The following is a 13,191-nucleotide window of genomic DNA, read 5'->3' as shown; positions in this document are numbered from 1 at the left end:
GGTGCCTTCCGATTGTACACTCCAGTCGTTATGCTTTTTTCGTAAAACAATAGGGTGACCTATTGCACAAAGGAAAAAAATGCAGAGTGAATAGAAAAAAACACGAGAAAGGGGCAATAAAACGCCCCGTAGAAAGTATTAATCCTTTCATTGGCCGTTTGTTGCCCCTTTAGAGGAGGAACACCAACAAATGTGTGGAATTGTAGGATATATCGGACAACAAGATTCAAAAGAAGTATTATTAAACGGACTAGAAAAATTAGAATATCGTGGATATGATTCTGCGGGTATTGCCTTATTAAATGAAAATGGATTAAATCTTTTCAAAGTAAAAGGTCGTATCGCAACCTTAAAAGAAACAGTTGATGAAAGCGTTCATGCAACGATGGGAATTGGTCATACACGGTGGGCAACGCATGGGGAACCAAGTGCAGATAATGCCCACCCTCACCAAAGTAATTCAGGTCGATTCACACTTGTACACAATGGTGTTATTGAAAATTACCAAGAATTAAAGCGTGAGTTTCTTCAAGATGTAGATTTTAAAAGTGAAACCGATACAGAGGTAATCGTTCAATTAATCGAAAAAATTTATGAAACAGAACAAGATACGTTAAACAGTTTTCGTAAAGCAATGGAACTTGTAAAGGGTTCGTATGCAATTGCTATGATTGACAATGAGGACGCTGATACACTTTATGTATCTAAAAATAAAAGTCCATTATTAGTGGGATTAGGCAATGATTTCAATGTTGTAGCAAGTGATGCAATGGCAACATTAAAGGTTACCGATCAATATCAAGAAATCCATGATAAGGAAATTGTTATCGTAAAACGTGACGCTGTAACGATTCAAAAGCTTGATGGAACCGTTGTTGAACGTGAATCTTACACGGCACAAATCGATGCAAGTGATATTGAAAAAGGTACGTATCCACACTTCATGCTGAAGGAAATTGATGAACAGCCCATCGTGATGCGCAAAATCATCAAAGAATATCAAAATGATGATAATGAACTGAAGTTGGATGAAGATATTCGAGCTGCTATGAAGGCTTGTGACCGTATTTATATTATTGCAGCTGGAACTAGCTACCATGCTGGATTGGTTGGAAAGAACCTAATTGAAAAATTAGCCAACGTTCCAGTGGAAGTTCATGTATCTAGTGAGTTCTCTTATAACATGCCATTGTTATCAGAGAAACCATTATTCATCTTTATTTCTCAAAGTGGAGAAACAGCCGATAGTCGTACCGTATTAGTAAAAGTTAAAGAAATGGGATATCCAGCACTAACGATTACGAACGTGCCAGGGTCCACCCTTTCTCGTGAAGCAGATTATACACTACACCTTTATGCAGGACCTGAAATCGCTGTAGCATCTACAAAAGCATACACAGCACAAATTGCAGTTCTTGCTATATTAGCTGCAGATACAGCGCATGCAAAAGGTATTGAATTAGACTTTGATTTAATGCAAGAATTAGCGATTGTTGCAAATGCAATGGATGTACTAACCGCACAAAAAGAAGAGCTTGAAGCGTTAACAAAAGAGTATCTAGATACGACCCGTAATGCCTTCTTCATTGGCCGTAGTATGGATTATTATGTTTCCTTAGAAGGTGCACTGAAGCTTAAAGAAATTTCGTATATTCAAGCGGAAGGCTTTGCAGGTGGGGAATTAAAACATGGTACCATTGCGTTAATTGAAAAAGGTACTCCAGTTGTAGCACTAGTTACACAGAAAGCTGTTAATTACCACATCCGTGGAAACGTTCAAGAAGTAGTTGCACGTGGCGCTAGTGACCTGATTATAAGTATGAAAGGTCTGGAGCAAGACGATGATGCATTTGTTATTCCAGCAGTGCATGAGTTATTAACACCACTAGCAACAGTAATACCATTACAAATTATTGCTTATTACGCAGCACTACATCGTGGTGCAGATGTTGATAAGCCACGTAATTTGGCTAAGAGTGTTACGGTGGAATAGAAATAATCAGGCTCCAAGCTGAATTGTCTATGTGCAATTAAGTTGGGAAATTGCAAATAAGTATGCTAAATCACAATTAAAGTTGGTAAGTGTCTAAAGGGATAGAGTAATAAACTTTATCCCTTGTTTTATTTGGTCATTTATTATATAAATGGGCGTTTGCGAAGTAATGTACTTAATGGGGAAGTTTAAAATAACGGATGCTGTAATAGAACAATCAAGTAGGTAAATTACAAAGTAAGGTGGTAATTTGTAAATAATGACGGTAAGTGCCAAAAGAGTTTGATATTGGTGTTCAGAAAGTTATCTGAAAAGTCAAAAAACAATTGACATATTTTTGTAATATAGTGTATGGTAATGATAAATAAAAAAAGATTATGTATGAAAGAGGGGAGCAATTTGATTCAAAAGATAATATGTCAGCATGTTGAGAAGTCGTTTAAAGGTGATGGAACAAAAACAATCGCATTAAAGAATGTTGATTTGGGGTTTGAAAAAGGAGAGTTTTCTGCCATCATTGGCCCATCTGGTTCTGGAAAATCTACTTTACTAAGCCTTCTTGGTACCCTAGACAAGCCTAGCGAAGGTTCAATCACTTATGATGGTGAAGAGATTTTAAAAAAGAGTAAAAGTAAAATAGCAGATTTTCGCTTCCAAGAGATAGGCTTCATCTTTCAACAATTTCATCTACTTCCTACTTTAACTTCATTAGAAAATGTCCTCACTCCATTGTTTTCCAGAAAAGTCCCTTACAATAAATTAGAGCGAGCAAAAGAAGTATTAGAGCAAGTTGGGCTTCAAGATAAAATGAATTCACTTCCATCACAATTATCAGGGGGACAACAACAACGTGTGGCAATAGCCCGAGCAATTGTACATAAACCAAGTTGGTTACTTGCCGATGAGCCGACTGGTAACTTGGATACAGAAACAGGAGAACGGATTTATGATTTATTAAAAGAACTAAATGAGCAAGAAGGATGTGGGGTCTTATTTGTAACCCATGATCCAGCACTTGCTGCCAAAGCAAATCGTATTATTTCAATGAAAGATGGTGTTGTGATTTCGGATAAAGTGGGTGTAACACAATGATTCGCTTTATTTGGCAAAATTGGTGGAGGCGAAAGGAACGGTTTATTTTACTTATTATCGGAGCTTTTATTGTTAGTGCTGGTTTAACATATTTGATTGGTTTATCAGAAACGAATAAAGGAACCATTGTTGATACACTACAAAAGCGATGGACTGCTTCATATGATATTGTGGTTCGACCTGAAGGAACCCGGAGTGTGACCGAGGATAAAAAGTTGTTAGAGCCTAACTACTTAAGTGGCTTAAGTGGGGGAATTAGTCTTGAACAATATGAAACAATTAAAGCTATCCCGGGTATAGAGGTTGCAGCTCCGATTGCGATGCTCGGATATACATCATATTCAGTGAATTATGGCCAAGTTAAATTATCGGAGCCAGGTATTTATAGAAGAATAATGAAGACAACGGTAAATAATGGAATAGGAGAGGAAACAGAAATAAGAAATTACTACTTCCCAATTAACGTTTGGGATCTTAGAAATAAGGGGTCGGAATATGGGGTTGCTGCCCCGTATCTAGATTGGTTAGTTGATGGTCAGTCCCTTTTGGCCGGAATTGATCCTGAACAGGAAGCGAAGTTAGTTGGATTAGATGAAGCCATCATGGAATTAGGAACCAGTAGGTATTTTGTTGATAGTGATACGTATTATTTCGATGAAGACAAAGGGTATCACGAAATTCCAATTATTGTTAATCAAACAGCTTACGTGGATAAATTGGAACAGATTACATTTGAAAAATTGGACATCGAAATTAATGAAGAGAATGCAGATGCCGTAATGAATAAAGTAAGGGAAAATGGCGGAGAAGACTATCTGGACACATTAAGTGGTGAAGTAGTCGACACATTTTCCGTTACTGGAAAAGAGACGTTTCATGCGTTTATTAACAGGATGACTGGAGTAGATTGGGAAACGGGAGAGGTTATCGTATTAGAGGAAAACGAAGAGGAAAAGAGTGAAGTTGAGGATCCACTAGAAATTACTTCTCACGTAGATGAAGATGTATCAGGCATTGTGTTTAAGCCGAGCCCGCTAGTGTATCAAGAAATCTCAAGCCCTTATGCCGATCGATGGCCATATACCTATCAAGTCGTTCCTTTTCAAAATAGTGATGATGCTGTGGGAGTCTATAAGAATAAGGACACATTTCGAGAGCCAATATTAATCGCAGAGAACTACTTGGATTTACCACGTATGAAGCCAAACTGGATTGGATTTTACGAAGCCAGTAATTTAGCAATTTCGATGGATCCAACATCGGAGTTGCCAATGGAAACCTATCGTCCGGCAAGTGCTGAGTATGTCATGGATGTAGGTGGAAATCCAATCAATCCACCAAAACAATTAATGCCTACAGGGGATCCATATAGTTTTTTAACCGATCCACCAGGAATGTTAACGACGATAGAGGCAGCTGCAAATATACTTGGTGAAAAGCCGATTTCGGCAATCCGCATTAAAGTTGCAGGAGTTGCGGATTTAAGTGATGAAAGTCAAGCAATATTAGAACAAGTTGCTAGTGAGATTGAGAATAGAACAGGTCTTATAACGGATATCACGCTTGGTTCATCTCCACAATTAGCGCTCTCTTATGTTCCGGGATTAAATGGAGGGGAGGATATTGGGTGGTTACAGCAACCATGGGTAAATATCGGTTCTTCCATTTCAATATTTAAGGAAACAAAAATTGGCTTTTCCGGTGTCGTTGGCAGTGTCATTGCTGTTGCAATTGTCTATGTTTGGGCTTCTGGAATTGTCAACTTACTTGCTAGAAGAAAAGAATTTGCTGTATTACTTTCAGTTGGTTGGCGACCAAGGCAGTTGAGTCGGTTATTATTCTTAGAATCTAGTATAATCGGTATTTTTGTGGCGGTAACTTCTTGGATGATGCTCGGATTTGTTTATATTTCGAGTGATGCAACCATATCCTTTAATCGATTCTTGTGGACTGGGTTATTTGGGTTCATTGTATATGTGTTCGGATCATTCATACCAATGCTATTAACCCGTAATATTTCTCCTTATGAAGCAATGCGTACTGGAGAAATTTCGGTTAACAGTAAGCGGATTTTTCAAACTAAAGGAATTAATCGAATGGCTTTTAATCATTTTATTGGAAAATGGAAGAGAAGTTTTCTATCGGTTATTTCGATATCGTTACCAACGGCTCTCTTGGCTGTGTTTTTATACATTACATTCCGATTACGAGGCATTATGTACACCTCTTTACTAGGAGAATATGTTGCATTAGAAATAGGACCAGCCCATTACGTTGCGATCCTCGTATCCTTAGTCATTGCCATTTTAACGACAGCGGAGATCATGTGGCAAAATGTATCCGAAAGGCGCGAGGAAATTTCACTACTACAGGCTATTGGATGGAAAAGGTGGAGTATTCGTAGATTAATCTTGGCCGAAGGAGTCTTTAGTGGATTATTTGCTGCATTAATCGGTCTAAGCCTTGCATTTTTAATCATGTGGGGACTATATGGAGCTTTCCCTACAGAAGAAATTGGATTTATTTTAGCAACTGGATTAATCCCGGTGGTGATCGGGATTATTGGAACAATCTTCCCAGCGGAACGAGCCGTTCGAATGACTCCAAATCAAGGGATGGGTGGAAATATTACCAATCGGAAAGCAGTGGAAAAACGATTAAAATGGGTTGTCATTTCAACATCTGTTTTATTAGTGGGGACCTTTTTGATGACGATGATCAAGGTTGCTCCTAATATTGAACAAGCCAAAGAGGCAAGTGAATTTGAGCATGCATTCAACCCAACAGAAGGAGAAGTTTCGGTTACGGAACCAAAGGATACGGGTGACCAAAATGAAAACGAGGATGATGCGGATGACGAGATTAACCTAATCGGTGTGGATGATTATTTGTTCGCGTTTAACTCCAGTCAAACGAGTGAAGATGTTGGATGGGGTGGTCAGTTTTTCTACGCAGCAAAAGAAGTGGAAAGTACTTTAGCCATATCCGAATCAGGAATGAAACCTGTCGCAATCGAGTTTACATTTGAAGTACGTGATACCGATTACGATATTCAACCAAAACGTAACTTCACACTGATTAACGGTGAAGAATCCTATTCTCCAGAAAAAGTGACCATATTAGAAGTAGAAGGATGGGAGAACGAAGAATGGTTGCTTGAACGTGAAGATGGAAAAATGCGTGCCGTTCTAGAATTTATAGTACCTGAAGAAATAGAAAACTACGGGTTAGTATTGAAAAATAGTACCCTCGGCTATGGAGTTTTGATTAGGTTTGAAGAGTAAGTATGGGGACGGTTCTTTAAGGGGACAATCGGAAGATTTGCGGTATGAGGAAATTCCGTTTAAGGACTTTGAAGGTGAAGGTTGGACAATGCAGGAGAGCCTAATTGTTTAATTAAAACAATTAGGCTTCTTATTCAGAACGGGTAAAGCTATAATGTAAATACTTTGGTTGCAGAGAAGCGTAAATCACTTGTTATATAAGCATTCTATATTAACGAACTATAATGTAATTGGACAAATTCAGTCTTTTTTTATTTTGGCATAATTATAAAATTACACTCCCTAAGGTATGGATTTACTTCATTTAATTATTTATGTAGAATGAACTCAAATAGCTGAAAAAATAAGGAGGAAAAACATGCCTGAGAAGACTAAAGCCATGAACGAAAAGGAATTGACTCAAGAGCAGCGTGAAGATTTAATTAGAGCCCTAAAAGCTCGTTTTGAATCTAATATGCAACGTCATGAGGAGTTGGAATGGGATAAGGTTCAGGAAAAGCTTGAAGCTATTCCAGAAAAACTATGGTCGCTTTATGAGATGGAAAGAACGGAAGGCGAACCGGATGTTGTTGATTATGATAAAGAAAAGGACGAATACATTTTCTTTGATTGCTCAAAGGAAAGCCCTAAAGGTCGCAGAAGCATTTGTTATGATCGCGAGGCGTTAGAGGCAAGGAAAAAGCATAAACCAGAAAATAGTGCGATGGATGTGGCGAATGCTATGGGTATTGAGATGTTGACAGAAGAACAATACCGTTCGTTGCAGGAACTTGGCAACTTCGATTTGAAAACTTCAAGTTGGGTACAAACTCCAGACGATATTAGAAAACTTGGCGGAGCAATTTTTTGCGATTATCGCTATGGTCATGTCTTCGTCTATCATAACGGAGCAGATTCTTATTATGGTGCCAGAGGATTCCGTGGCTCGTTAAGAGTTTAATTTCACACAGCATAGTAAACACCAGAAACTTAAGATTTCTGGTGTTTTTGTTGTTTATTAGTTGCGGACTAGATGATGCTCATTATTATCACCCCTAGAATTTGGTAATAAATCTTATATTTTTGATTGGTATGTAATGGTTTTACACAGGTATTTTGTAAATTACTATTACAATAAAAAATGATATGTATAAGTATAAGTTATATAATGGGATTTGAAATTGGTATTTTAGTTATCTATACATATATAGTACATTGATAGTGACAGATAGTTTCAGAAAAACAAGGGGGTAGATAATAATGGAAATAACATCTGTAATTTTACATACAGCAAGTCTCAAAGAGATGAGAGATTTTTATATAGAAACATTAGAGTTTCCTCTAATTAAAGAGAGTGAGGTTAGTTTTCGTATTGCAGTTGGCTCTAGCGAGTTAGAGTTTACATCAGAGAGTGTGAGAGGCACCCCATATTATCATTTTGCCATCAATATTCCTTCAAATAAATTTCATGAGGCACAATCATGGGCAAAAGAAAAAGTAAAATTAAGTACGGAAGATGGAGACGATGAGGCTCACTTTTCATTTATGGATGCCTATGCATTTTATTTTAATGACCCTTCTGGTAATATCGTGGAGTTCATCGCTAGATCAACTTCAGTGGAAGAAAAGGAACCATTTTCTATTAACCAAGTTATTAATATTAGTGAGATAGGATTGACCTTAGAAGATGCAATTTCGGTTGGAAATGAAATGATTGCTAATGGTATTGAAGAAAGATTTAATCAGCCATTAAGCTCCACATCTCTGAATTTTATGGGGGATAAAGAAAAAGGGATCTTTATTATATTAAATCAGCCTGGCAGAAGGTGGATTTTCTCTGATAAATTATCTACAGTATATCCGCTAGAAATTACAACCTCAGAACATCATAGAATCCGTGTCGATTCAAATAATCACTTTAAAATAGAGAAGAATGCGACAAATAGTTAGATTGCTCGTTCCCTAATACTTGTTATTCTTAAATAGAAGGAGAGATGAAATTGTCAGGTGAAAGAAAGTACCATCGAGCTTTCGGGGTTTATGGTATATATCAGGAAGGCAATAGATTACTAGTCATCAATAAAGGCGGTGGGCCATATAAAAATCGCTTTGACCTTCCTGGAGGTAGTTTAGAAGAAGGCGAGAGCTTATCCGATGCAATGGTGCGTGAATTTAAAGAAGAAACAGGCTTAGATATTGAGATTGTGGAACAAATAGGTGTTACAGATTTTCTTTTCCCATCGAATTGGCGAGATTTTACCGATGTGCATCATATAGCTGTTTTTTACATAGTGAAGAAGATTGGCGGAGAAATAACAGTACCAGAGGCCTTTGAAGGACAAGACTCACTGGGTGCCGAATGGGTTACGAGTCAGGATGTTTCAGAAGATAATGCCTCTCCACTAGTCATGAAAGCACTAGAATGGTTGGAAACGAAAACGTTAGGACTACACGTAAACCGGGATGAAGAGTGGATCGTGAAGGAGTGATACCAATTATTAAAGCGGTGATATTTGATTTAGATGGGACGTTGTTAAATAGGGATGCTTCGGTTCAGCGGTTTGTTCGGAATCAGTATGATAGGTTGATAGACTGCCTCAGTCATATCCCGAAAGAAGAATATATCTCCAGATTCATTGAATTAGACAACAAGGGGTATGTTTGGAAGGATAAAGTCTATCAACAACTAACTGAAGAATTTCACATTCATCATTTAACCTGGGAGGCCTTACTCCGAGACTATATTGAACAATTTCATCATAGCTGTGTACCTTTTCCGAATCTACTTGAGACATTAACAAAACTAAAGAGCAAATCGATGAAATTAGGAATCATAACTAACGGTTTAGGCCAATTCCAACTAGATAATATCCAGGCATTAGAAATAGAGAATTTCTTTGATATTATTCTTGTTTCCGAATGGGAAGGAATCAAGAAACCAGACCCAGAAATTTTTCATAAAGCTTTATTAGAGTTAAGTGTCACATCTAGTGAGGCAATTTACGTTGGAGACCATCCCTTCAATGATGTAAAAGGTGCTAAAGACGTAGGAATGATTAGTGTTTGGAAAAGAGATTCCTCATGGGAATGCGGGGATGCAGATTTTATTATTGATGACCTAAGTGAGATTTTAGAGATCGCTTAAAAGCATTTATCCTATAATACGTACACTTACCCAACCGCCTGCATAGAATAATTTAGAAATTCTATGAAAGGATGGAAAAAATGTACTATATCCCATATGCATATCCATATCCTACTCCATATTATGTACCGCAATTTCACGATGTAAGAATGCAGCCGCCACATTGGCCTGTAGTTGATGAGAGATGGGGTAATTGGCAATCTATGAAAATGAAATCTAGGGTTCAGTTAAAAGACTATGGCCCCAATCCGTTTGTTGTCGATATTGAAGCTGCAAGTGAGCAAAATAAAAATTTCCGTACTGCACTCTGGACTGGGGAATATCTTCAAGTTACCGTGATGAGTATTCCGGTCGGTGGAGATATCGGATTAGAAATTCATCCAGATACGGATCAGTTCTTGCGTATTGAAGAAGGCCAGGGAGTTGTCCGCATGGGTAGCAGTCAAAATAATTTAACCTTTGAAAAGAGAGTAAAAGAAGATTCCGCTATCATGGTCCCTGCTGGCACATGGCATAACCTGATAAATACCGGAAGTGAGCCGATCAAGCTGTATACCATTTATGCCCCACCACATCATCCTCGTGGAACAGTGCATCGAACAAAGGCAGAGGCAATGGCAGCAGAGGAAGAATAGACGTATGAAAAAGCACAATTTTTAAGAGTTGTGCTTTTTATTATTTCCAAGATATTTATCTACTGCAAGAATATTAATTATATGTGGAAATGAAGTAGGTATCTTATAGTTGTTGCTTGTTATACTTCATTTGGATATTATTAATTGCAAGAGGCGTATTTTCTAAGTTACATAGAGATTAGAATCGGGATGTGAAACATATTATGCATAAGGATAAGAAACAATTAGTCAAAGATATATTAGATGAACATATAAAACCAATATTTATACTTGTATTTGGATCTTATGCAAAAGGTAACGCAAATGAAAATAGTGACCTTGATATCGCCTATTATTCGGATAGAGCACTTTCCAGCTATGATCGCTTCTTACTAGCAAGTGAACTTTCCGAAAAGTGTCATGTTGAGGTTGACCTGATTGATATAAGACAAATTGATACGGTATTTGCTGCACAAATTTTCTCAACTGGTGAATTGCTTTATTGTAATGATAATAATTTATTTGTTAGGGAACGGATGAAAGCTTACTCTATGTATGCAACTTTGAATGAACAACGTGCCGAAATCCTACAAGGTATCAAAGAAAGGGGTAGCATATATGGTTGAAAACGATGTAATCTTAAATAAAGTTTCGACTATTGAAAGATGCATCTTTCGTATTCAGGAAGTCTATGAAAATGAACCGAACAACTTAAAAGATTTCACCAAACAAGATAGTATTATTTTAAATATCCAGCGTGCTTGTGAAGCTAGTATAGATATAGCCATGCATATTATTAGCGAAAAGAAGTTAGGATTGCCAAGGTCGAGTCGTGATGCATTCAAACTATTAGAAGAAGCGGACTTTATTGACCAAGAATTAGCTAAAACACTAATGAATATGGTGGGATTTCGAAATATTGCCGTTCATGATTACCAGAATATTGATCTTCGTATTTTACAATCTATAATTGAGAAACATTTACAAGATATTAAGGAGTATACAAAAGCTATTATCTCTATAAATAACTAGGGACAAAATTTGTTCCTAGTCTATTTAATATAGCTTATAATTATCGATAATAACATAAGAAAAGGATGTGCATCATGAAGCGAAAAGTATACTTAAATCACGATGGTGGAGTAGATGATTTAGTTTCTCTATTCCTATTACTACAAATGGAGGATATTGATTTAATTGGTGTAGGCGTAATACCTGCAGATTGTTATTTAGAACCAGCTGTGTCAGCTAGTAGAAAGATTATTGATCGATTTGGACAAGGAAAGCAGATCGAAGTTGCTGCATCGAATTCACGTGGGAAAAACCCATTTCCTAAGGACTGGAGAATGCATGCATTTGTCGTCGATGCGTTACCAATCTTAAATGAATTTTTACCAGTGAAGACACCACAATCAGAATTACCTGCGCATCAGCACTTAATCGAGAGTCTGAAAAATAGTTCCGAAAAAGTAACCCTGGTATTCGTGGGTCCACTAACTGATCTAGCTCGTGCTCTAGAAGAAGCACCTGAAATAGAAAACAAAATTGATAAATTATATTGGATGGGTGGAACATTCCTAGAAATGGGTAATGTCGAAGAACCAGAACATGATGGTACTGCGGAATGGAATGCGTTTTGGGATCCAGAAGCGGTGAAGGCTGTATGGGAATCCAATATCCAGATTGACCTTGTAGCATTAGAGAGTACTAACATGGTTCCACTAACATTAGACGTAAGAAACCGCTGGGCGAGTGAGCGCAAGTTTTTAGGCGTAGATTTCCTTGGTCAGAGCTATGCAGCCGTTCCACCACTTGTTCATTTCCAAACGAACTCTACGTATTTCCTATGGGATGTATTAACAACAGCTACAGTTGGAAGAGATGACTTAGTGAAGAAAAAAGAAGTTAAAAGTATTGTTCATGCGGATGGACCAAGTCAAGGGAAAACAGAGCTGTCTGAAGCTGGACGAGCTGTCCAATTGGTTTACGAGGCAGATAGGGATGCGTTCTTCGACTACATCACGAATTTAGCAAAACAAGCATAGGGGGTAGACATATGAGAAGGGTAATAATTGATACGGATACAGCTGGTGACGACACGATTGCTATTTTAACGGCTCTGCACCATTTTAAAGTGGAAGGTGTAACCATAACAGGTGGAAATGTAGATTTTAATCAAGAAGTAGAAAACGCTTTGTTCACGATTCAAGTGTTCAACCCAGATTATTATGTTCCAGTATTTAGAGGGTATGAAGGTCCAATTTTAGGAGAACAATCAGGCCATGTTACGGTGGAAGATGTGCATGGTAGCGATGGAATGGGTGATTCCTTCTTTGAAAAGGCGAAGCAACGTCCGGAAGAGAAACATGCGGTTGATTTCATTATTGATACGGTAAAAGCAAACCCAGGTGAGATAGAGTTATTAGCTATTGCTCCGTTAACGAATATAGCGATGGCGATTAAGAAGGACCCATCTATCGTAAAGGATATCCCTCATATTTACATCATGGGTGGGACCAATAATTCCCTTGGAAATATTACAGCAGCTGCTGAGTATAATTTTTATGTGGATCCGGAAGCGGCGAAAATGGTACTCCACTCGGGTATTCCGATTACAATGGTTGGTTGGGATATGTGTACACAGTACTCCGTCATGGCTGATGAAGATCACCTGGATATTGAAAAATTAGGAACCAATCGGTCGAAGTTTTTCATGGATATTAACCGTGTTGTACTTAAATTTAACCGGGAAGTACATAAGATTAACGGTACGACACATCCAGATACATTATTAGTTGCGATTGCGGCTAATGAGGAGTTAATGATCAAGTCTACGAAGTATTATGTAGATATTGAAACAAAGGGCGAGATTACTAGAGGCTATAATCTGGTGGATATTAATAATCGTAGTGGCAAAGAGCCAAATGTGAGGGTTTGTGAAGCGGTGGATCGCGAGGGGTTTAAGGTGGATCTACTAGAGGTTTTGAGAGGTTAAAAAACTATAAAGAAATGCGTGAAGAGATTCTGCTAACAGTGGAGTCTCTTTATTTTAGAAAAACCCTTAAGTAGATTAAATATTCAAAT

Annotated in this window: 13 protein-coding genes; all 13 read left to right on the top strand. The window is 37.7% G+C overall.

Going from position 1 to position 13,191, the window contains the following annotated elements:
• Positions 1–190 precede the first annotated feature (190 nt).
• The 13 genes from glmS (at position 191) to TE34_RS19950 (ending at position 13,102) form a co-directional block, all read left to right on the top strand.
• Complete coding sequence (gene glmS, locus TE34_RS20005) at positions 191–1,993, top strand: glutamine--fructose-6-phosphate transaminase (isomerizing) (RefSeq protein WP_047986576.1); 1,803 nt, start codon at positions 191–193, stop codon at positions 1,991–1,993.
• Positions 1,994–2,392: 399 nt separating this feature from the next.
• Positions 2,393–3,085: an ABC transporter ATP-binding protein gene (locus TE34_RS20000; protein ID WP_047986575.1), complete on the top strand. Its 693-nt coding sequence runs from the start codon at positions 2,393–2,395 to the stop codon at positions 3,083–3,085.
• On the top strand, positions 3,082–6,369 hold the full coding sequence (locus tag TE34_RS19995) for an ABC transporter permease (RefSeq protein ID WP_053075154.1): 3,288 nt from the start codon (positions 3,082–3,084) through the stop codon (positions 6,367–6,369). The genes TE34_RS20000 and TE34_RS19995 overlap by 4 nt, the downstream gene beginning before the upstream one ends.
• Positions 6,359–6,481, top strand: coding sequence for a hypothetical protein (locus TE34_RS21655; RefSeq protein WP_269083203.1), 123 nt, complete (start codon positions 6,359–6,361; stop codon positions 6,479–6,481). The genes TE34_RS19995 and TE34_RS21655 overlap by 11 nt, the downstream gene beginning before the upstream one ends.
• A 246-nt stretch (positions 6,482–6,727) precedes the next feature.
• On the top strand, positions 6,728–7,309 hold the full coding sequence (locus TE34_RS19990) for a DUF4256 domain-containing protein (protein ID WP_047986574.1): 582 nt from the start codon (positions 6,728–6,730) through the stop codon (positions 7,307–7,309).
• A gap of 299 nt (positions 7,310–7,608) precedes the next feature.
• The gene (locus TE34_RS19985; protein ID WP_047986573.1) at positions 7,609–8,298 is read left to right on the top strand and encodes a VOC family protein; all 690 of its coding nucleotides are present in this window, start codon (positions 7,609–7,611) and stop codon (positions 8,296–8,298) included.
• A gap of 50 nt (positions 8,299–8,348) precedes the next feature.
• On the top strand, positions 8,349–8,837 hold the full coding sequence (locus TE34_RS19980; protein ID WP_236687194.1) for an NUDIX hydrolase: 489 nt from the start codon (positions 8,349–8,351) through the stop codon (positions 8,835–8,837).
• Positions 8,838–8,842: 5 nt separating this feature from the next.
• Positions 8,843–9,493 (top strand): HAD family hydrolase, encoded by a 651-nt coding sequence (locus TE34_RS19975; protein WP_047986597.1) that lies wholly within the window; start codon positions 8,843–8,845, stop codon positions 9,491–9,493.
• An 80-nt stretch (positions 9,494–9,573) separates the two neighbouring features.
• Positions 9,574–10,128, top strand: a complete 555-nt coding sequence (locus TE34_RS19970) for a cupin domain-containing protein (protein WP_047986571.1) — start codon at positions 9,574–9,576, stop codon at positions 10,126–10,128.
• A gap of 203 nt (positions 10,129–10,331) precedes the next feature.
• The gene (mntA, locus tag TE34_RS19965) at positions 10,332–10,733 is read left to right on the top strand and encodes a type VII toxin-antitoxin system MntA family adenylyltransferase antitoxin (RefSeq protein WP_053075153.1); all 402 of its coding nucleotides are present in this window, start codon (positions 10,332–10,334) and stop codon (positions 10,731–10,733) included.
• On the top strand, positions 10,726–11,139 hold the full coding sequence (gene hepT / locus TE34_RS19960) for a type VII toxin-antitoxin system HepT family RNase toxin (RefSeq protein ID WP_047986570.1): 414 nt from the start codon (positions 10,726–10,728) through the stop codon (positions 11,137–11,139). Before mntA ends, hepT begins: the two co-directional genes overlap by 8 nt.
• A 74-nt stretch (positions 11,140–11,213) precedes the next feature.
• Positions 11,214–12,152 carry a nucleoside hydrolase gene (locus tag TE34_RS19955; RefSeq protein ID WP_047986569.1) on the top strand — a complete coding sequence of 313 codons (939 nt, stop codon included), beginning with the start codon at positions 11,214–11,216 and terminating at the stop codon, positions 12,150–12,152.
• Between the two features lie 11 nt (positions 12,153–12,163).
• Entirely contained in the window at positions 12,164–13,102 is a 939-nt protein-coding gene (locus TE34_RS19950; protein ID WP_047986568.1) for a nucleoside hydrolase, read from the top strand.
• The last annotated feature ends 89 nt before the right edge of the window (positions 13,103–13,191 follow it).

It is taken from the genome of Ornithinibacillus californiensis, assembly GCF_001038485.1.
GTDB lineage: Bacteria > Bacillota > Bacilli > Bacillales > Amphibacillaceae > Ornithinibacillus > Ornithinibacillus californiensis.
This window is presented reverse-complemented; position numbering and strand designations above follow the sequence as displayed.